At 51.0% G+C, this 18,693-nt stretch carries 17 protein-coding genes, 2 pseudogenes and 2 riboswitches; of the genes and pseudogenes, 9 read left to right on the top strand and 10 right to left on the bottom strand.

The window, feature by feature from the left end; translation table 11 throughout:
• Window positions 1-51 precede the first annotated feature (51 nt).
• Window positions 52-1,497, top strand: coding sequence for a cardiolipin synthase (gene cls, locus ACLIN2_RS28730; RefSeq protein WP_411502844.1), 1,446 nt, complete (start codon window positions 52-54; stop codon window positions 1,495-1,497).
• Window positions 1,498-1,565: 68 nt separating this feature from the next.
• Here the strand turns inward: cls and ACLIN2_RS28735 are convergent, their stop codons facing one another.
• Both ACLIN2_RS28735 and ACLIN2_RS28740 read right to left on the bottom strand, forming a co-directional pair.
• On the bottom strand, window positions 1,566-2,438 hold the full coding sequence (locus ACLIN2_RS28735; protein ID WP_411502845.1) for an IS3 family transposase: 873 nt from the start codon (window positions 2,436-2,438) through the stop codon (window positions 1,566-1,568).
• A complete protein-coding gene (locus ACLIN2_RS28740) occupies window positions 2,399-2,716 on the bottom strand; it encodes a helix-turn-helix domain-containing protein (RefSeq protein ID WP_122923884.1) in 318 nt (105 codons plus the stop codon). Before ACLIN2_RS28740 ends, ACLIN2_RS28735 begins: the two co-directional genes overlap by 40 nt.
• A gap of 221 nt (window positions 2,717-2,937) precedes the next feature.
• Here ACLIN2_RS28740 and ACLIN2_RS28745 point away from each other — a divergent pair.
• Window positions 2,938-3,902 (top strand): annotated as a pseudogene (locus ACLIN2_RS28745) (solute carrier family 23 protein).
• Window positions 3,899-4,099, top strand: coding sequence for a hypothetical protein (locus ACLIN2_RS28750; protein ID WP_411502846.1), 201 nt, complete (start codon window positions 3,899-3,901; stop codon window positions 4,097-4,099). The pseudogene ACLIN2_RS28745 and the gene ACLIN2_RS28750 overlap by 4 nt, the downstream one beginning before the upstream one ends.
• A 63-nt stretch (window positions 4,100-4,162) precedes the next feature.
• Here the strand turns inward: ACLIN2_RS28750 and ACLIN2_RS28755 are convergent, their stop codons facing one another.
• The 6 genes and pseudogenes from ACLIN2_RS28755 to ACLIN2_RS28780 form a co-directional block, all read right to left on the bottom strand.
• Window positions 4,163-4,546 carry an OsmC family protein gene (locus tag ACLIN2_RS28755; RefSeq protein WP_411502847.1) on the bottom strand — a complete coding sequence of 128 codons (384 nt, stop codon included), beginning with the start codon at window positions 4,544-4,546 and terminating at the stop codon, window positions 4,163-4,165.
• A gap of 48 nt (window positions 4,547-4,594) precedes the next feature.
• Complete coding sequence (locus ACLIN2_RS28760; RefSeq protein WP_411502848.1) at window positions 4,595-6,211, bottom strand: M20/M25/M40 family metallo-hydrolase; 1,617 nt, start codon at window positions 6,209-6,211, stop codon at window positions 4,595-4,597.
• A 58-nt stretch (window positions 6,212-6,269) separates the two neighbouring features.
• A complete protein-coding gene (locus ACLIN2_RS28765; protein WP_411502849.1) occupies window positions 6,270-7,010 on the bottom strand; it encodes an IclR family transcriptional regulator in 741 nt (246 codons plus the stop codon).
• A gap of 108 nt (window positions 7,011-7,118) precedes the next feature.
• Window positions 7,119-7,340, bottom strand: a pseudogene (locus ACLIN2_RS28770) (D-arabinono-1,4-lactone oxidase); the annotation flags it as partial.
• 110 nt (window positions 7,341-7,450) lie between these two features.
• Window positions 7,451-7,645 carry a hypothetical protein gene (locus ACLIN2_RS28775; protein WP_411502850.1) on the bottom strand — a complete coding sequence of 65 codons (195 nt, stop codon included), beginning with the start codon at window positions 7,643-7,645 and terminating at the stop codon, window positions 7,451-7,453.
• Window positions 7,633-8,820, bottom strand: coding sequence for an amino acid deaminase/aldolase (locus ACLIN2_RS28780; protein WP_411502851.1), 1,188 nt, complete (start codon window positions 8,818-8,820; stop codon window positions 7,633-7,635). The genes ACLIN2_RS28775 and ACLIN2_RS28780 overlap by 13 nt, the downstream gene beginning before the upstream one ends.
• A 277-nt stretch (window positions 8,821-9,097) precedes the next feature.
• Window positions 9,098-9,197, top strand: a riboswitch (purine riboswitch).
• A gap of 54 nt (window positions 9,198-9,251) precedes the next feature.
• On the opposite strand from ACLIN2_RS28780, the gene ACLIN2_RS28785 reads away from it, so the two are divergent.
• Window positions 9,252-10,685 carry an NAD(P)/FAD-dependent oxidoreductase gene (locus tag ACLIN2_RS28785; RefSeq protein ID WP_411502852.1) on the top strand — a complete coding sequence of 478 codons (1,434 nt, stop codon included), beginning with the start codon at window positions 9,252-9,254 and terminating at the stop codon, window positions 10,683-10,685.
• Window positions 10,686-10,758: 73 nt separating this feature from the next.
• Here the strand turns inward: ACLIN2_RS28785 and ACLIN2_RS28790 are convergent, their stop codons facing one another.
• Window positions 10,759-11,214, bottom strand: a complete 456-nt coding sequence (locus ACLIN2_RS28790; protein WP_092268381.1) for a MarR family winged helix-turn-helix transcriptional regulator — start codon at window positions 11,212-11,214, stop codon at window positions 10,759-10,761.
• A gap of 212 nt (window positions 11,215-11,426) precedes the next feature.
• A complete protein-coding gene (locus tag ACLIN2_RS28795) occupies window positions 11,427-12,044 on the bottom strand; it encodes a DUF3298 and DUF4163 domain-containing protein (RefSeq protein WP_092268380.1) in 618 nt (205 codons plus the stop codon).
• Between the two features lie 162 nt (window positions 12,045-12,206).
• Between ACLIN2_RS28795 and ACLIN2_RS28800 the strand changes: the two genes are divergently transcribed.
• The 5 genes from ACLIN2_RS28800 to ACLIN2_RS28820 all read left to right on the top strand — a co-directional run bounded on the left by ACLIN2_RS28800 (window position 12,207) and on the right by ACLIN2_RS28820 (window position 18,672).
• Complete coding sequence (locus ACLIN2_RS28800) at window positions 12,207-13,682, top strand: methyl-accepting chemotaxis protein (protein WP_092268379.1); 1,476 nt, start codon at window positions 12,207-12,209, stop codon at window positions 13,680-13,682.
• Between the two features lie 75 nt (window positions 13,683-13,757).
• A riboswitch (SAM riboswitch) is annotated at window positions 13,758-13,869 on the top strand.
• A gap of 204 nt (window positions 13,870-14,073) precedes the next feature.
• Window positions 14,074-15,108 carry a BMP family lipoprotein gene (locus ACLIN2_RS28805; RefSeq protein ID WP_092268378.1) on the top strand — a complete coding sequence of 345 codons (1,035 nt, stop codon included), beginning with the start codon at window positions 14,074-14,076 and terminating at the stop codon, window positions 15,106-15,108.
• A gap of 91 nt (window positions 15,109-15,199) precedes the next feature.
• Window positions 15,200-16,729 (top strand): ABC transporter ATP-binding protein, encoded by a 1,530-nt coding sequence (locus tag ACLIN2_RS28810; protein WP_411502853.1) that lies wholly within the window; start codon window positions 15,200-15,202, stop codon window positions 16,727-16,729.
• Window positions 16,704-17,774, top strand: coding sequence for an ABC transporter permease (locus ACLIN2_RS28815; protein ID WP_411502854.1), 1,071 nt, complete (start codon window positions 16,704-16,706; stop codon window positions 17,772-17,774). Before ACLIN2_RS28810 ends, ACLIN2_RS28815 begins: the two co-directional genes overlap by 26 nt.
• Window positions 17,761-18,672, top strand: a complete 912-nt coding sequence (locus tag ACLIN2_RS28820; protein WP_122961048.1) for an ABC transporter permease — start codon at window positions 17,761-17,763, stop codon at window positions 18,670-18,672. The genes ACLIN2_RS28815 and ACLIN2_RS28820 overlap by 14 nt, the downstream gene beginning before the upstream one ends.
• The last annotated feature ends 21 nt before the right edge of the window (window positions 18,673-18,693 follow it).

The following is an 18,693-nucleotide window of genomic DNA, read 5'->3' on the forward strand; positions in this document are numbered from 1 at the left end:
TTGGATGGAAATGGTGTAAAATGGGAGAATCATGAAGGTGGATGTGGGGTAATGCTGTTGCTCGAACAAATCGTCGCGGTCATCTCGATCGGCAATGTCATGTTGGCCGCTGTCCTGATCTTTATGGAGCGGCGCAATATCGCAGCTACCTGGGCGTGGTTGATGGTGCTGCTGTTTTTACCAGGAATCGGTTTTATCGTTTATTTGATATTCGGTCAAAAGCTGAGCAAAAAGAAGCTGTATCGTCTGAAGGAGGGGGAGTTTTCTCACTTCCGGACAGCTGTTGATAAGCAGAAGTACTTGCTGGAAAACGGGAAAATGGAAGTGAATGACCCTGCGATGGAGCGGCATCGCGACATGATTTACATGAATGTGGTCAGTGATGGGGCGTATTATACGCAAGATAATGCGATTAAGGTGTTTCTGGAAGGAAACAGCCTGTTTGCCGACATGTTCGGACAGATTGAAAAAGCGCAGGAGCATATCCATTTGCTGTACTATACGATTCGCAACGATGAGCTGGGCAGCGAGCTGATAAACATCCTCGTCAAAAAGGCATCGGAAGGCGTGCAAGTCCGGCTCCTGTATGACGCAGTAGGATCAGCAGGAATTCCGTCTCGGTTTTTCAAGCCTTTGCTGGCAGCTGGTGGAGAAGCGGTCCCGTTTTTCCCAGCATCGTTTTCCTTCATCAATTTCCGGGTGAACTTTCGCAACCATAGAAAGCTGACGATCGTTGACGGGAAGGTCGGATATTTGGGTGGCTTCAACATCGGAGACGAGTACGTAGGCAAGAAAAAGCTGGGGTATTGGCGAGACACGCATTTGCGGATCGAGGGAAAAGCGGTGTACATGCTGCAAGCGCGCTTTTTCCTCGACTGGAACCTGTCTTCTCCCAAGCGCATGGCAGAGGCGATCACATATTTCCCGGAGACGCACGGGCCAGCAGATGGGATTGGCGTGCAGATCGTGTCCAGTGGCCCCAATTCGGAAAAGCATCAAATCCTGCATGCGAACCTGAAAATGATCTACAAGGCACGACAGACGATTTACTTGCAAACCCCTTATTTCATACCGGATGAAAGTATTTTGACTGCGCTAAAAATGGCGGTGATGTCAGGTGTCGATGTCCGTGTGATGGTACCGGGAAAGCCGGATCATCTGATGGTTTTTTGGGCGACTCATTCCTATCTGGGGGAGCTGTTGAAAAGTGGTGTGCGCTGCTACCTGTATGAAAAGGGCTTTATGCATGCGAAAACTATGGTAGTGGACACCCAAATTTCATCGGTCGGTACAGCCAATATCGATATTCGCAGCTTCAAGCTGAACTTTGAGACAAATGCCTACCTGTATGACACGCGGATGGCGGAAAAGCTGGAGGCACTGTTTATCGCCGATATGGCCGATTGCCGGGAACTGACGATTGAGGAGTACATGAACCGCCCGTTGCGTTCGCGAATTCAGGAATCACTGACGAGGCTACTGTCCCCGATTTTTTAGGCCAGCGAATAGAAGACCCACTCATCCATTGTGGTCAAGACCCCATTTAGTGGACATTGAAAAAAGCCCTAGGCAGTAAGCTGGCGTCGGTACTCTACCGGCGTCAGCTTTTTCAGTTTTCGTTGCGGTCGACTTTCGTTATAAAATTGGATATATTCTTCAATTCGTCTTTGTGCCTCATCCAGATTTCGGATATCATAAGGGTAGAGTCCTTCCGTTTTGAGATGCGAGAAGAAGCTCTCCATAGAGGCATTATCGTAACAATTGCCTCTCCTCGACATGCTGATTTGGGCGCCAACCGTAGGCAGCATGTCGTGGTAATCGTAGGACGTGTACTGGCATCCTTGGTCGCTATGAACGATCAGTCCAGTCACGTCTTTCGTCTTTTCAAAGGCTTTCGTAAAGGTTTGAAGGACGAGTTGTCTGTCATTTTTAACGTCCATGTGATAAGCCACGATCTCGTTATTGAATAAATCTTTAATGGCCGATACGTACAGCCAAGTATCTTTCACACGGTACTGCGTGATATCGGTTACCCACTTTTGATTGGGAGCCTGTGCTCTGAAATCACGCTGCAGTACATTCTCAGCAACTCGTCCTCCTTCAGATGAAGCATAATGATTACGATGCTTGCGACGAATTCGAGAACGGAGTCCCATTTCTTGCATCAAACGCAGAACCTTCTTATGATTGATCCACACTCCATGATCGTGCAGCAAAAACAATTGGATTTGTCGATATCCATATTTCCCATCATACTTCGTATACACACTCTGGATGAGATCTCTCACCGGTCTGTCTCGATCAACATTCTGTCGCTTTACATACGCATAGTATCCACTTCTTGAAACGCCAAACAGCTTGCAAAGTTCCGTGACGCTGTACTCGCCAACTGCTGCTTTTATGATGGAGTACTTCTGTGCTGCACCTCCCGCATCCAAATTTCCCAACACTTTTTTAGCATGTGATTCTCCCGCCTCAATTGTTGAACATATCGATCCTGGTCGATATACGCCTGGCGTCGACCTCGCTGATCGAGAAAGCCAAACTCTCCAAGTTGTTTATACTTTTTCATCCATTTCTTTACGCGGTCTTTATCTTGAATACCAAAGTGCTCGGTGATCTGCCGATAAGTCCACTTTTCCTCGAGATGTAAACGAATCGCCTCCATTTTCATGGATTCAGGATACGACTTATACTTCTGACCTTTCATTGCCATAAAAATACACCCCCTAGAATTACATCGGATTTCCCTAGGGGTTTTTCCAATGTCTATTCTAAGGGGTGCACTTCATTGCCGTTGCTGCAAGGAGAGCGGGTCTTTTTGCTGTGCGATGGACTTTGTAAGCTAGCTTAGGCTGTACCCAGCTTCACGCCTTTTTGTTCGGCATGCAGCATGTGCTGGCCATGGACGCTTCGAGTACATCCTTTTTCATTCAAATGTGTTTTCTGGCAACGGGAATTGGAACGTTGATTCAGACTGGATTTGGTCTGCGCTTGCCTGTTGTGCAAGGCCCTTCCTATGTACCGATTGGAGCTTTGGCTGCGATCGGTGGCAAGCTCGGCTTGAACGCGATGATCGGGAGCTTGATTCCGGGTGCTTTGCTGATGGCGCTGATGGGCTTTCCGCTGAAATGGTTTGCCAAAGCTGTGCGTAAGTTTATTCCACCGCTCGTTGGAGGAACGGTTATTATCATCGTAGGTATCGCCCTCATGCCGATTGGAATGGGCAATATCTATCACGCACCTGGCGCTATTTGGACCAACGTATTCATTGCTGCTGTTTCTGCGGGTGTGCTGATGACTTGTATGCTGCTGGGAACAAGAGCAAAAGTGGCAGGCACCTTTTTCCGCCTCGTGTCTGTCCTGATCGCGATTGCAGTCGGAACAATCACCGCTGCGTATTTTGGTACGGTAGACTTCAGCCCGGTAAAAGAGGCAAGCTGGCTATCGTTGCCGAAGTTCTTCCCTTATGGCGCTCCTGTGTTTGATCTCAGCGCCGTACTGACTATGCTGTTTGTTTACATGATCATCATGATCGAAACGACTGGTACCTGGTTTGTAGTACGACGGTTACAGATAGTGAATTGACGGAAAAACGTTTGAATCGTGCAGCAGTAGGGGAAGGGATTGGCTGCTTTATTGGGGCCTTGTTCGGAGGTACGCCTACGACCGGGTATTCATCGAATGCGGGTTTGATCGCGGTAACAGGTGTAGGCAGCCGCATGGCAATCATGGCAGGTGGCATCATTCTGGTGGCGCTCGGCCTGGTGCCGAAGCTGTCGACGGCGATTACTTGCATTCCTGAGCCAGTTATTAACGGTATCTTCGGTATCGTTTGTGTAGAGATTGTCGCCAACGGGATTAAAGTGATTCAGCACATTTCGATCGACGACCCAACATGATGGTCATCGGATTGCCGATCCTCTGCACCATCGCGGTAACCGTGCTGCCGAAAGAGGCGCTGAACGGTGTGCCTGATTTCGTGAACTACATTCTTTCCTCTGGGATCACCGTAGGGGCTTTGGCTACTGTAATCCTCAACGTAGTCATTCCCGAGAGCAAAGAGAAAAAGCAGGCTGTGAAGCAGCAAGTGGCCTGAAGACAACGAAAACCCGCTTCAGAGCAGGGGGGCAGTCCCCATGCACCTGAAGCGGGTTTCTTTCTAGGATAAGAGTTCAAACGAATCCGTGATTACGATACTATCCCGAACCGATTGAACCATCGGACAATTTTTATGAGAGGTTTCAATCGCCTTTTTTACTTTTTCCTCTTGAAGATTTTCTCCGCTGATTATGAAGTGAAGGTGAATTTTTTCAATTCGATTCGCCTTTTCTTCGTTTCGCACGACCTCGGCTGTCACCTTCATGTCACTGCACGGCATTCTCATTTTATCCAGAACTTTGCGCAGAACGCCGCTGCTGCATACGGCGATAGACGATACCATGAGCTGGTAGGGACGAAAGCCGTATTGCTCGTCGCCGGATACATGCAGGTCTCCATAAGACAAATGGGTCACAAATCCATTTTCCTTGGCCTCAAATTGCATAGCGATAGCCCTCCTCGTAGACGGTTTTCCCCCATTATACCCCAGTCGCTATTTCAACAGAGAGTGAATGCAACGCGGCAGCATGTCGCGAAGTGTATCGAATGCATAATCTACATCCAGACGCTCGGTCCACTGATGGGCATCGCGTCCGACCGGGCCGAGGTTCATGACAGGGACATCAAAGGCTTCCAGCGCCTGCAAGGGAATCGAGTAGCCTTGATCCCACAGCGGCATGTTTGCGACAAGCGGTTGCATGGAGGCAGCTGGATATTGCAAGCCTGCGTAGCTCAAATCGGAAATACCGCCGAAGTAGTTTTGCTGAAGCAGTGTGACCTGGTGCTGTTCCGCTGCATAGGCTTCCATTTCCGCAGTCGTGCGCTGGATGAGCGGGTGACGACGCGAGCTGACCGCTGGGTAGAATGGGGGAGCGAAAAACAAGATGATCATCGGTGACAACTCCTTGCACAAGATCGCCAGCTGATCGACGAGCTCGATGGTCATGTCCCGGTCGTCCTTGTCGCCGCGATTTGCCACGGCCTCCGCTTGAAGCTGGCTCAAGCGCTCTTCTCCATAGGTCTTGACCGCGTAGGCGTGAAGCTCCTCATAGCTCATGACACGAATGGAAAGATCCCGCGGGGTAAATGGCGCTGTCTTGGCAAATAGGCTCGCTTGTCGAGCATAGGATTGGCTGATTTGATCTGCTACCTGCCTCGCGGTTTGCAGCAGAGGCTCTACGATGTCCTCCATCTTTTTCTCCAGCAAAAACAGATTAAACAAAGTGACGGCACGGTGCGGTATTTGCACCGAGTACTCTTTTTTCAGGTCCTTCTGAATCAGATTGGTAGGGGGAGGAGAGATTTCCCCTTCGACTACCTCGCAAAATGACGTGTTCAGCTCGAGCGCGCAGGTGATCTGGGAAGCCATGAGGTTCCCGTTGAGACCAGCAAAAGGCTCACCGACGTGCGTTTCTTTCCCGTAGCAAAGAAAGCCGGGGAGTACCTTTCCGATGGAGCCCGTGTACAAATACTTGTTGTGATCGCCAGGAAAACGGGTGAACATCGGCTCGGAGTTCAGCACGGTCTTGTAGTTCAGATCAAATTCCTCCGCGAGGGCGAGCAGGGCTGGAACAGCAGCGCGCATACCGACAGAGTTGACCTCTTCGTCTGGCACTGTCAAAAGCAGGATGTTTCCGTCAAATTCCCCTTCGCATGCCCGCTCGATCATCGACATGTGCAGAGCAAGACCGCATTTCATGTCCATTGTTCCGCGACCGAACAGCCAGTTTCCCGAATTCAGATCTTCCTGTACTGCAGCTGGCATATCCGTGGCATTCGCATGAAACAGCGGAGTGAGCGCCTTTGGATCAAACGCATGCTTGCGCCATTCCCCGTAATCCTCTACATCGACGACGTCGAAATGGCTGACGAGGATGACGGTGTCCCTGATGCCTTCTTTTTTGACGAGTGCCGTTACGAAATGACGATCATCTTCCGTCGGGTTGGCACGTACGTGGTCGGGATGGGCTTGAAAATAGGGAAGGCTGCTCAGCTGTTCCACGAGATAACCAGGTACCTGTTTTTCTGCGGGAGAACCGGTGATGCTCGGGATACTGACGAGATTGCACAATAGATCGACCAACTGTTCCTTCGTTTGCCATTTGCCCATGTGAGATGCCTCCGTTTTCCATTATGTGAAATGAGTTTCCGTATCGTGGATAAAAAAATTAGGCGAGACCGCCGATTCGATGCTGAATGTCGCTTGCTGCTTGCTTTGCCTTTTCAATCAGAAAAGCTAAGCGGTCCTCGTTGATTCGGTAGCTGGGTACGCCGATGCTGAGTGCGCCGACGACCTGGTGGTTGTAGCCGATGATCGGTACTGCGATGGAGGCCGTGCCCTCCGTTTTTTCACCGTAGCTGATGGCATAGCCATTTTGCTTGATAGCTGGCAGCCGCTTCAGGAGCTCCTGCTGCGCTTCCGGCTCTGCGATGAGCTCTTCCACCATGTCCATTGCGTCTGCAGGATCCATGTTGGCCAGAATGGTTTTGTTGGGCGCACCGATGTGCAGCGGAATTCGCTCTCCCAGGTTGTCAATAATCCGTACACTGGTAGGACTCTCAACCCGTTCAAGGACGATCGAGCTCGTACCGTGCGGAAAGCTCAAATACACGGTTTCCTGCACTTCAGCAGCCAGCTTCTCCATTACCGAGCGGGCAACTGCACGTGTATCGATTTTGTCCACAAGGCCCAGCCCGATCTCCATCCAGGTGTAGCCGAGCTTGTACTGCTTGGTCTCAGGAACCTGCATGATCAGTCCATGCTGCATCATGGTGCTGATCAAACGATGAACGGTGCTGAGAGGGAGAGCAGTCTGGTCCGCTATCTCCGAAATCGACCAATGCGCCTTGCTATCGTCAGAGACCAGAACCGAAATGATGCTCATCGCTCGGTCAATCGACTGTACCAACGTATTTCCCCCTCTGATTTAACTCGAAGAATGCTTCGAATGTTTTTCAATCCCTATTATTTTCAATCTATCAGAATTTTTTGCGTATATCAACAAAAGTGATGCGAGCTATGTACGCACGGGAACACCAAAAAGCTCGGACAAGTACGGATTGAGGAAAAGGCCATCGGGATCCATATGAGTGCGAAGGGCGAGAAAATATTCGAGGTGGGGGATGGCCTCTATCCTTTGAAAATAGGGCTGATAGGGCATTCCTTTGTACATATGAACGGCGATGTGGGCACTGTCACGCCCATAAGCAGGGCTGAGCCAGATATCGTCTTGGTTCACCTGGGTGAGCTCTGTCGTTTCATCCATGAATTTGACCTGGGCGGTATCGGAGTAGGGAGACTTCAACGGTACGTTCCGCAGGATCCACCGCGTACAGACCTGTGAGACGATCAAGCGAAAGCAGGCAGTCGTCCGTTTGGGCGATGGGGGTAAAGGAGTGACCCGAGCCGACCACGCCTATTGCAGTCGCGGACGATGGACACGACATCCTCCAATGAGTCTGGTACAGCGACTTGCAGAGGCTGACTCTTGACGTTGCCGGCCCAGTTTGACCAGCGCTTGGTATCGAGCTTTACAGTGTGCACAAACCGTCCCCCCTGTACGTAGTGACTTCTCGAACGATCTTTCCGCCTGACACGCAGTACAGTCGTGAAAAGCGTTCGCATAGCTCTCCTGCCTTCGCGTGGCGAAAGAATACTGGATCCCCCAGCTGCAAGGTTTCCGTTCCCCGGTAGAGAATCGGAGTCTGGACCTCGCCCGCCCCTTCGTTGGGAAGCAGCTTTACCTTTTGGGGCAGGTAGGGAAGGGGGAGTCTGTCTTTTCCTGCTGCACCAGAGGCGATGTAGCCACCGCCTGCGCAGGTGTAGATGCTTGCGGCAGGCTGACGAACAATTTCCAAAGCAAACCCGGCTGCGGGATGAAATCGGAAGTCCTGATAGTAATCAAACAAAGCGGGCGAATAAAAACCGGAGCCGGCAGTCAGTTCGGTGACCGCCTCTTCCTTCCCAGTCAGGTGCAGGCTTCCGGTGCCGCCTCCATTCACAAAGCGGGGTGATAGCCCCAGCTTTTGAAGCTCGCTTGCCAGCATCGCACGGCGCTCGGCTATTTCCCGTACGGAATGCTGCTTCAAGAGGCGGATGACAGTATTTTTGAAAAAGCGGCGAGGATATCGATCACCGACACCTGCAATCTGCGCTTCATAGCCCATGATGCCGTCCAGGTACAGATGATCGGAGGCGGCTATGCGGCGTACGACATCTCGGGCAGCCTCGAGGGAACGAATCGGGGAGCGCCAGACGCCAAAGTGCAGACCAAAAAGATCCGAAGACATGTCCACATCCAGGCAGACAGGCAGACGAACCCCCGTGCGGCGGGCGAGCTGTTCTACATGCTCCACATGCGAGAGAGAGTCGATCATCAGTGTAATGCTGCGGCCGTTTTTTACCTCGCCCGCAATCGCTTCCAGCCAGCTCTTTTCCCAAATCGGATAGCCCAGCAGCAGTTGGTCCATGCCGTGGGCGCACAAATGGAGCACTTCCGGTCCCGAGTAGCACATGAGCCCGGTAAAGCACTCGTCCAATTGCAAAAGATGCTGGAGAATGGCGACGCTGCGTATCGATTTGCTCGCGATCCGGATCTGCTTTCCGTTGCTCTGAAGTCGCACTTGCTGGGCATTTTCCTCCAGCATATCCAGATCGATGAAGGCAAAAGGCTTCGGAATTCCGGAAAACAGAGACTGATAATAGCGATAATCCCGCATGTGCTTAGCCTCACCCTTTTTATCAGCTTGTAATGACTATATGAGTGGTAAATTTCTACCTATTCCTTCTTTTTCTGTAGTTTCCTGCCGAACGGTGGAGAATGATTTGCAAGAAAAAACGAACGTTCGGAATTAATGTTCGGATTTTAGGTCTTTTATCGTGATTTTTTGTGCCTAATGGATGCTAATTTTTTGTAAACACGAATAAATGGGCGTACTCTTATTGACATGATTCACAGTAGCCGTTATGATACAAATTGTTGATAGCACATAACTGGTTTTGATGAATCTAACAATTCGTATATCCTCAGAAATATGGTTTGAGGGTCTCTACAGGGAACCGTAAATTCCCGGCTACGAATGGGGTTGTTCTTGACATACCCTATTCGTCGGCCGGGAATTTTTTGCATGCTCACAAGGGGGAAACGAACATGAAGAAGTATGATGTGATCGTGGTAGGAGCAGGTCCAGCAGGGATTTTTACCTGTTATGAGATGACTCGCAAATGGCCAAAAGCCAAGGTCTTGCTGATCGACAAAGGGCATGACATCTACAGCAGACGCTGCCCCATTTTGGAGGAAAAAATCAAGCTCTGTCCGCCGCCTGCAGGGAAAAAGGATTTTTCCGGATGCTTGCCAGCCTGTTCGATTACGAGTGGGTTCGGTGGAGCCGGTGCCTACAGCGATGGGAAATTTAATATTACGACAGAGTTCGGCGGTTGGATGACCGATTACCTGAGTCCTTCCACTGTCCTGAACCTGATTCAATACGTAGACTCGATCAACCTGGAGCACGGAGCGACAGAGATGATTACCGATCCGACGACTGAAACGATCAAAAGCATCGAGCAACGCGGCTATGCAGCGGGATTGAAGCTTTTGCGCGCTCAGGTGCGTCACTTGGGAACCGAGCAAAACCTGCAAATTTTGCAATCAATTTTTGAATTCCTGAAGGACCGGATCGACATGATGTTTAAGACGGAAGTAGAAGACATTATTACGGTCAAGGCAGAAACGGGGCATCAGGTAAAAGGGGTCGTCCTGAAAAACGGGGAGGAGTTCGAAAGCGATTTTGTCGTGATTGGACCTGGACGAGATGGCTCGGCTTGGCTGACGAGCATCCTGAAAAAGCGCCGTTTGAAAATGTACAACAATCAGGTGGACGTTGGGGTGCGCGTCGAGACCTCTGACGTCGTGATGCGCGAAATCAACGAGCATTTGTACGAAGGGAAATTTATTTTCAATACGTCCGTAGGCACACGTGTCCGAACGTTCTGCAGCAATCCATCGGGGCACGTCGTGGTAGAGAACCACAGCGGAGTGATGGCGGCCAATGGACATTCGTACAAAGACCCGGCTCTCGGCTCGACCAACACCAACTTTGCTCTCTTGGTGTCCCACACCTTTACGGAGCCCTTTGATAAACCAAACGAATACGCTCGGGAAATCTGCAAGCGGGCAAATGACCTGTCCAACGGCGGCGTGATCGTCCAAAAGTTTGGCGATATTATGCGCGGTCGCCGCTCGACAGAATCCCGCATTCGCGAAGGCTTCCTGGAACCGACCCTGAAGGAGGCTGTACCGGGTGACCTCGGGTTGGTGCTCCCGTACAATACGATGAAGAGCTTGGTTGAAATGGTCGAGGCGCTGGATAAAGTGACTCCGGGGATCGCCTCTGAGCACACCTTGTTCTATGGGGTAGAAGCGAAATTCTACTCGGCTCGTCCAAAGCTTACGGAGGAATTCGAAACCGAAATTCAAGGCTTGTTCTGCGGCGGGGACGGTGCGGGTATTACACGCGGTCTGGCGCAAGCAGGTGCTGCCGGGGTATGGATGGCGCGCAACATGATCAAGCGCATGCAATAGCAAACAGCATTTTCAAATGAACAAGGCTTCCCCTCCTGCATGAACATCACTCAGGAATGGAAGCCTTGTTGCTTTAAGAGATCGCAGAATCCTGTTCCGATTCGGATTCAGCAAGCTGCAGATTGTTGAGATTGTCGTTCATTTTTTGCAGGATGCGGTTAAACGTAGCTAAATCTTCCTCGGGAATGTCGCGCAGGGCAGCCTTCTCCAACTGAATGGCGGCATCGAGCCACTCGGGGAACTTGGCTTGGGCTTGGGGGGAGAGGGATACGTAACGCTCCCGTTTGTCTTCCCCTTCTGCACGAATGACCCAGCCCATTTCCTCCAGGCGAGTCAACGTCCTAGTAATCGTTGGGGCTTCTACGTCCAGGTAATTGCTGATCTGTACCTGCGTCAACGTACTCCGATAGTGCAGGCACATGAGGATTCCCCACTGGGAGCTGTAGAGCCCCATAGGGGAGAGTACGTTATTGAGTTTTTTGCTGAAAACTCTGGCAGTTTTGCTGATTTTATGTCCGTAATATTGCATGAGTATCCTTCCTCCATAAAAGCGGGTCCGATAATCCATACACTTGCTTAAGTAAATATGTACATTTTACATAGTAACAGTTCCAATCATATAAGTAAATACTTATTTGTTTATTGAGTAGTAGGATAAGCCTCACTCGTCCACAGTTCTGCCATAAAGAAAGCTGACGACTGTTTTCCAGCGCATCAGCTCGCCTTCGTTTCGATTCTTTCCTAACTCGCTGCCAAAATACTAAGTGGCCCATCCTCTTTGATGATCGGCTCCAAATCGTACACGGAGATGGGAAACATGGGGAATCCGACATAGTACGGCGTGATTTCGTAAAGCTGAAAATAGATGACCAAGGTTTTGTCCGCGAGATAAAAGTCCTGGTCGGGCTTGATCGTTGTAAAATCGCTCAGCGTCGGGATTTGTCTCTGCTTGATTTGGGCTTTGATCATGGTGGACAGGACTTTAATATAGTCACTGCCCGGTTTGAAGAGGTCCCGCAAGGCATACAGCTTTCCGGTGTCGACATCTGCCGAGACGGATCCGAGGAAGGTCATCCCATGTGCCATTTGCGGGGTGTAGGCGTAGTTGTTCATCGTTGCACTGAAGATGCCGCGCTGGTTATTTTTGATCTCGTAGCTGCCCTGCATCTGGGTGTTTCCTTGGACCTGTACTCTTTGCTGTTCGTGAATCAGGCCTTGGACGGTTTGCAGTAAGGCTCGGTTAATTTGTGTTTCGGCCTGCTGATTGGCAAGACCGGTCAGCTGCGGGTAGTAGATGGATGTACCCGGTCGCGTGATGGTGCGCGTCAAAACGGTAACGGGAAGACGGTTCAAATCCACTTTTTTTAGTCCTTTCTTCTCTCATATAGGTATCTGTCATAACAGCCTATTCGGATAGGGGGAAAGTGGTTTCTAGCGTTCGCATTTATTTCACATCCACTGGAACAATCCACCATCTATAATGGAGGGGAAATACCAATCGAAAAGTAAGGAGGGACATTGATGATTCAGTTAATACGGAATACCTTGACGAACAAAGAAGGCTTTATGATCTTTGTTTTGTGGAATCATTTATGGATGGCCGGACTGATCGCCTTCCAGGAAAACGTAAATTTCTGGATGGTCAGTTCGTTAGGTTTGCTGGTGACCCTGATCGTATCGCCCTATTATTTCATTCGTAGGAACAGCACGGTTATCCGTTATCTCGTCGCGATTGGACTCATGTTTTATGCTATTTCATTTGATCACTTTAGCTCAGAGCAGGAAGTTGCCTTTCTCGCCTTTATCGTAATGGGCTTTTTGGCTGCTTATCTGGACTGGAAGCTGGTGGTGTTTGCTGGGATTACGCAGATCATCGCCACGCTCGTGGGCTTCTACACAGGCACCTATCAGATTTTTACCGGTGATTATACCGAGATCAACCTCGCTGTACGGATTGTTGCTATCTTGATGATGATGGCAGCTGTGACGTACCTGTGTCTGGCTGGACAAGCATCGCTGCAGAGAGCGAACGCTGCCCGAAAGGAAGCAGAAGAGAAAGAACAGCGTTTGAAAGAAATGCTCGAACACATCGAAGTGATGACCGAGCAGCTGGATCGCACGACGGAGCACGTACATGTGCATGCAGAAGGAACCAAACGCAATACGGATGACATGATGCTCGCCTTTAAAGAGGTTGCAACGGGTATGGAGTCGCAGGCTCATTCGACGGTGAAGATCGAGGAGGAAGTCCAGTCGATCGACCAGGAAATCGTGGGTGTCACGACGCAGACGAATGCTATGAAGGCAGAGTCTGACCAGAACAATCTGCGGCTGACGGAAAGTGTGAGCATGATGAATGAGCTGTCCAAGCAGATGGATCAGATCGTGGAGGCTGTAAATGTGGCCGCCTCAACTATTCATCAGCTCAATCGTCAGGCCAATAAAGTTGAGGAAATCGTAGGGGCCATTAACCAGATCGCGACGCAAACCAACCTGTTGGCACTGAATGCGGCGATCGAATCTGCCCGTGCAGGAGAGCATGGCAGAGGCTTTGCTGTAGTCGCAGATGAAGTGCGGAAGCTGGCCGAACAAAGTGCGACGGCCACACAGGAAATCACGGAGATTTTGAAGTCGCTCCATCAGGAAAGCGAGAATGCGGTCCTCCATATTGGAAACGGGGAAACCTCTGTATCTAAAGGAAAAGAGCTAGCAGTTAAAACGGTTGAATCGATTGAAGCCGTGCGGGCAGGAATGGTTCACTTCCTGGCAGCTGCAGAGCATGTGCGTTCCAGCATGGACCGGGTCAAGCTGCGCTCGAGTGAAGTAGCGATGGAAATGTCGACGATCACCGCAGTCACCGAAGAGTCGGTAGCCAATCTGGAGGAGCTGTTTGCCACCGCAGAGAATCAGCATCAAAGGGTACGGGAAATCACCGAAGAGCTGGGTGAGCTCAACACTTTGTCGCATCGGCTCCAGCAGACATTTCACAAGCAGTAAAAAGATTTGCAATAATCATTGCACTTTTGAAAAATTCTGCTAGAATATATCTGACTATAATCCTATAGATTTACTGCCTTATCTAGAGCGGCGGAGGGACTGGCCCGATGAAGCCCGGCAACCACTGTACCTTGTACAGACTGGTGCCAATTCCTACAAGACAGGTAAATGTCTTGGAAGATGAGGAAGAGGACCGTTCAGGACGCAAACTCTTCCTCAAGGGAAGAGTTTTTTTGTACTTCTAAACGTTTTTATCTTATTTACGAACATTAACTGTAATTATTAATGAAATGTACGTAATTATTGTTGATTTTTTGGCGTAAAAACCGTACATTACATAAGTGGACAGATAAGAACGAATATAAACGCTCCAGGTAGAGAGGGGAACACCATGAAGAAATTATTGTTGGCTTTGACCACATTCGCCGTTTTGGCAGCAGGATGCTCGGCAGGAGGCAGCAGCGCTCCAGCAGATAAAGCAGAAGGACAAGCAGCGGGACAAGAGGGAGCAGCGAAAAAACGCATTGCCCTGATCCTGCCAGAGAAAATCGGGGTGAACCCGTTCTTCCAGCAAATGGACGAAGGCGCTAAGAAAGCAGGCGAAGAGTTTGGTGCAGAAGTAAAAAGCATCGAATCCACTGACCATGGCGCGATTGAAGAAAACCTGCGCGTAGCTGTGGCTGAAAACTACGATTTGATTATCACGTCTTCGTTTGAATCTGAAGATGCCTTGAAAAAAGTAGCTGCCGAAAATCCGGATAAAAACTTCGCGATCATCGATACCGTTGTTGATTTGCCAAACGTACGCAGCGTTACCTTCCGCGAGCAGGAAGCGGCTTACCTGATGGGAGCAGCGGCTGGACTGGCAACGAAAACAAACAAAGTGGGAATGGTTGTCGCTATGGATATTCCTCTTCTGAAAAAATGGACAGGCGGTTTCCAGGAAGGGATGAAAGCGACCAACCCAAATGCAGAATTCCTCGTAAACTACGTGGGCAGCTTCTCTGACCCGGCAAAAGCGAAAGAGCTTGCTTTGCTCCAGGCGTCCAAAGGCGCTGACTTCATTAACGGCGCTGCAGCTGTAGGGGATCTAGGTGTTTTTGAAGCAGCGAAAGAAAAAGGCTTCTTCACTTCCGGACAGGACGTTGACCGTACCACGATTGACCCTGAGCACATCGTTTTGTCCCAGTTGAAAGGTACAGATGCGGCAGCTTACGAGACCGTGAAGTCTTTCGTTGAAGGCAGCTTCAAGCCAGGCGTAGTGACCTACGGATTGAAAGAAAAAGGCGTGGGCGTAACCTATGTGACCCACGAAAGCAAAACGCCGCTGAACGCTTTCATCGGCCAGGAAGTAATCGACAAAGTGAAGGCTATCAATGACGAGATCGTAGCAGGTACGCGAAAAGTTCCTGACTCGTTCGAATAGCTGGCAGCATTCGTGCATTTAGGTGACCGACTACAGCTGTGTAGTCGGTCGCTTGTGTATTTCGGCTGCATCAAGAGGAGGAGGAGCAGGAATGACACATCGTTTGGAAATGAAGCAGATGACCAAGAAGTACGGAGAATTTACGGCCAACGATCAAGTGTCGCTCACCTTGGAGGCGGGCGAGGTGCATGCGATCGTCGGGGAAAATGGCGCCGGGAAAACCACGCTCATGCGGATGCTGTACGGGATGGAGCAGCCAACGGCAGGGGAGATCCTTCTCAACGGGAAACCGGTATCCTTTCGCGGTCCCAACGACGCGATACGAAACGGGATTGGCATGGTACACCAGCACTTCATGCTCTTTGGAGAGTTTAGTGTGGCGGAAAATATCGTGATTGGCTACGAGCCCAAGCAGGCAGGTTTTTTCCGACGCAAGGAAGCTGTGGAGAAAGTAAGTGCTTTAAGCGAGCAATACCGCATTCCGATCAACCCACAGGCACGGGTCTCCACCTGCTCGGTCGGTGAACAGCAAAGAGTCGAGATTCTCAAGGTGCTGTATCAGGGGGCGGATATCATCGTGCTCGACGAACCAACGGCTGTATTGACACCGTTGGAGGTAAAAGACCTGCTGCAGACGATTCGGAATTTGGCGGCAGGCGGAAAAAGCGTCATTCTGATTACCCATAAGCTGCAGGAGGTTATGGAGGTATCCGATCGTATTACCGTACTTCGCGGAGGCCGTGTGACCGGGACCGTTTCCCGGCACGAGACGAATGTCGACGATCTGGCGAGGCTGATGGTAGGCAGAGAGCTGGAAGAGCTGAGCCAGCGCATCCCTTTGGAGGGAAAACGACTGCTGCATGTAGATCAAGTGACTGTGCGAGAGAAGCAAACCCTGCTGGATAACGTGAGCTTCGCCGTTCATCACGGTGAAATCGTAGGAATCGCAGGTGTATCCGGCAACGGACAGTCTGAGCTGCTGCAAGTGATCAGTGGATTGCGGCCTGTGCAGGCAGGGAAGATCCATTTGGCGGGTGCCGATGTGACCAATAAGTCCGTAGAGTCGATCCGTCAGGCAGGGCTGGCGCACATTCCAGAAGACCGCTATATGTGGGGAACCGCGAAGCAGGAAAGTGTCGAGGAAAACGCGTTGATGGGCTATCAGCGCAAGCCTGATTACTACCGGCGCGGCGTCATCCTGCGCGATGCGTTCCGCCAGGTGGTTCGCGGATGGGTAGACCGCTTTGCGATAAAAACCGGCTCCAGGCAGCTGCAAGAGCTGGCGGGCAATCTTTCTGGCGGGAATTTGCAAAAGCTGATCGTCGCAAGAGAGCTGGGGCAGGAAACCCCCTTGCTGGTTGCAGCTGAACCGACTCGCGGCGTGGATATTGGCGCGATGGAATACATTCATCAAGCGCTTATCGAAAAGAGAAACAGCGGAGACGGCATCTTGCTCGTCTCGTCTGAGCTGTCCGAAATTCTCGCGTTGTCAGACCGCATTTTGGTGATGTACAAAGGGCGGATCGCGGGAGAGCTGGCACGATCGGAAGCAACAGAAGAAAAAATCAGCGTGTTGATGGCAGGAGGAAACGTTCATGGCAGCGATCAGAGAGCTGTGTAAGTCATTGGTTCAGCCGATACTCGCCGTCATGATCGGGCTTTTGACCGGAGCGATCGTGATTGCGGCGGTAGGCGAATCGGTCATCGGGACGTATCAGGAAATGTGGAAGGGGGCCTTTGGCAGCTTTTATTTCTTCACTTCCACGCTGGCACGTGCGACACCGATCATGCTGATTGCGCTCGGGCTCGCTTTGGCCTTCCGCGCAGGCGTGTTTAACCTGGGAGCAGAGGGACAGATGGTGCTTGGTGCCATCAGTGCGACACTCGTCGCGATCTATTTGCCAGCCCCAGGAATCGTGAAAATGCTGGCAGGACTCATCGTAGGGATTGCAGTGGGCGGGGCGTGGTCGCTTTTGGCCGGATTTATGGAGGCGAGGTTCCGCATTCCGCTGCTCATTTCGACGCTTTTGTTCAACTATATTGCCGTGCTTTTCGCCAGCTACCTGGTGACCGAACCGTTTCAGGATCGGACAGGCTCGGCGGCTCTTGCGCAGACATTGATGCTGGATAAAAGCTCATGGCTTCCCAAGCTGTTCTCCGGGATGAGCGTGCACGCAGGCTTTTTCTTTGCGATAGCGGCTGCTCTCCTATTGTTCTGGGTGATTCGGTTCACGCCGTTTGGCTATGAGGTCAAAATGCTGGGTCAAAATCCGTTGTTTGCCCGGTACGGGGGGATTAACCAGATCAAGGTCATGCTGACAGGGATGTTTGCCAGCGGCGGTTTGGCTGGGTTGGCCGGAACGGTAGAAGTCTTTGGATCGCACTATCGCTTTGTAGATGGGGCGCTGACCGTTCCGAACTTTGCCTGGACGGGCATGATGGCGACGCTGCTCGCGAATTCCCATCCGATCGGCATTATTTTCACATCGATTCTGCTGGCTGCGTTCCAGACCGGAGCGATGGGGGTCGAACGAAATACGGAGGTTCCGCTGGAGCTGGCGAGCGTCATCCAGGCCGTGCTGATTCTATTCATTTCTGCCAAGTTCAGCTATGACTGGTGGAAAAAACGCAAGGCAAAAGGGGGAGAATCACATGGAGCTGCTTGATTGGTCCCTCATCAGTTCGACCATTCGGATGGTTACGCCGATCCTGCTGGCGGCATTGGGTGGAGCGCTGTGCGCGCGTGTAGGTATTTTTAACGTAGGGCTGGAAGGGCTGGTCCTGGTCGGTGCCTTTTCGGCGATCGTGGGCAATCACTTTACGGGGAGTTTGTTTTTAGCCATCCTGTTTGCAGCATTGGTTTGTGTGCTGTTCTCCCTATTATTCGCCTATATGACGATTGGACTTCGGGCAAACGAAATCGTCGTGGGGGTAGCGATCAACTTTTTGGCACTCGGCTTGACGACGTTCGCGCTGCGAGCAATCTTCGGAGTGAAGGGCGCGTTTTACGATAAAGAGATGGCGGGACTGCCCAAGCTGGACATTCCAGTGATCAAAGACATTCCGGTGCTAGGGGACATATTCTCCGGACATTCACCGCTGGTTTACCTCGCCTTTATCGCGGCGATTGTGCTGTATCTGTTCTTTTACCGGACCGTCACCGGTTTTCGTGTGCTTGCTGTCGGTCTGAGTCCGGTAGCCGCTCGCAGTCTCGGTCTCAAAGTGACAGGGCTGCAGGTGCTGGCGATCACGATGTGCGGAATTCTCTGCGGAGTCGCAGGGGCGCAGCTGTCTTTGGGGCAGGTGACGATGTTTACGGAAGGAATGACTGCGGGTCGTGGATTTATCGCCTTGGTAGCGATGATGATGGGTCAATCTCATCCCCTCGGAATTCTGGCGTCCAGCTTCCTGTTCGGCTTGATGGATGCTCTCAGTATCCGTCTGCAAGGCCTTTCCCTTCCGACACAGTTTACCTCTATGCTGCCTTACGTATTGACGATTATTGCGATGTTCTTTGTCAAAGAGAAAAGTCAGGCAGGGGGCAGGGGGCAAAGCTCTCGCTGATCACAACGAGAAAAACAAAAG

Source organism: Brevibacillus centrosporus (genome assembly GCF_046622605.1).
In the GTDB taxonomy this organism is placed as follows: Bacteria; Bacillota; Bacilli; order Brevibacillales; family Brevibacillaceae; genus Brevibacillus; species Brevibacillus centrosporus.

Excerpts from the sequence above, each read along its gene's own strand:
- ACLIN2_RS28810 (WP_411502853.1), top strand. The coding sequence starts at position 15,200 with ATGACACATCGTTTGGAAATGAAGCAGATGACCAAGAAGTACGGAGAA.
- ACLIN2_RS28760 (WP_411502848.1), bottom strand. The coding sequence starts at position 6,211 with ATGGGCAAATGGCAAACGAAGGAACAGTTGGTCGATCTATTGTGCAAT.
- ACLIN2_RS28800 (WP_092268379.1), top strand. The coding sequence starts at position 12,207 with ATGATTCAGTTAATACGGAATACCTTGACGAACAAAGAAGGCTTTATG.
- cls (WP_411502844.1), top strand. The coding sequence starts at position 52 with ATGCTGTTGCTCGAACAAATCGTCGCGGTCATCTCGATCGGCAATGTC.
- ACLIN2_RS28780 (WP_411502851.1), bottom strand. The coding sequence starts at position 8,820 with ATGCGGGATTATCGCTATTATCAGTCTCTGTTTTCCGGAATTCCGAAG.
- ACLIN2_RS28740 (WP_122923884.1), bottom strand. The coding sequence starts at position 2,716 with ATGGCAATGAAAGGTCAGAAGTATAAGTCGTATCCTGAATCCATGAAA.
- ACLIN2_RS28785 (WP_411502852.1), top strand. The coding sequence starts at position 9,252 with ATGAAGAAGTATGATGTGATCGTGGTAGGAGCAGGTCCAGCAGGGATT.
- ACLIN2_RS28805 (WP_092268378.1), top strand. The coding sequence starts at position 14,074 with ATGAAGAAATTATTGTTGGCTTTGACCACATTCGCCGTTTTGGCAGCA.
- ACLIN2_RS28750 (WP_411502846.1), top strand. The coding sequence starts at position 3,899 with ATGATGGTCATCGGATTGCCGATCCTCTGCACCATCGCGGTAACCGTG.
- ACLIN2_RS28815 (WP_411502854.1), top strand. The coding sequence starts at position 16,704 with ATGGCAGCGATCAGAGAGCTGTGTAAGTCATTGGTTCAGCCGATACTC.
- ACLIN2_RS28820 (WP_122961048.1), top strand. The coding sequence starts at position 17,761 with ATGGAGCTGCTTGATTGGTCCCTCATCAGTTCGACCATTCGGATGGTT.
- ACLIN2_RS28790 (WP_092268381.1), bottom strand. The coding sequence starts at position 11,214 with ATGCAATATTACGGACATAAAATCAGCAAAACTGCCAGAGTTTTCAGC.
- ACLIN2_RS28755 (WP_411502847.1), bottom strand. The coding sequence starts at position 4,546 with ATGCAATTTGAGGCCAAGGAAAATGGATTTGTGACCCATTTGTCTTAT.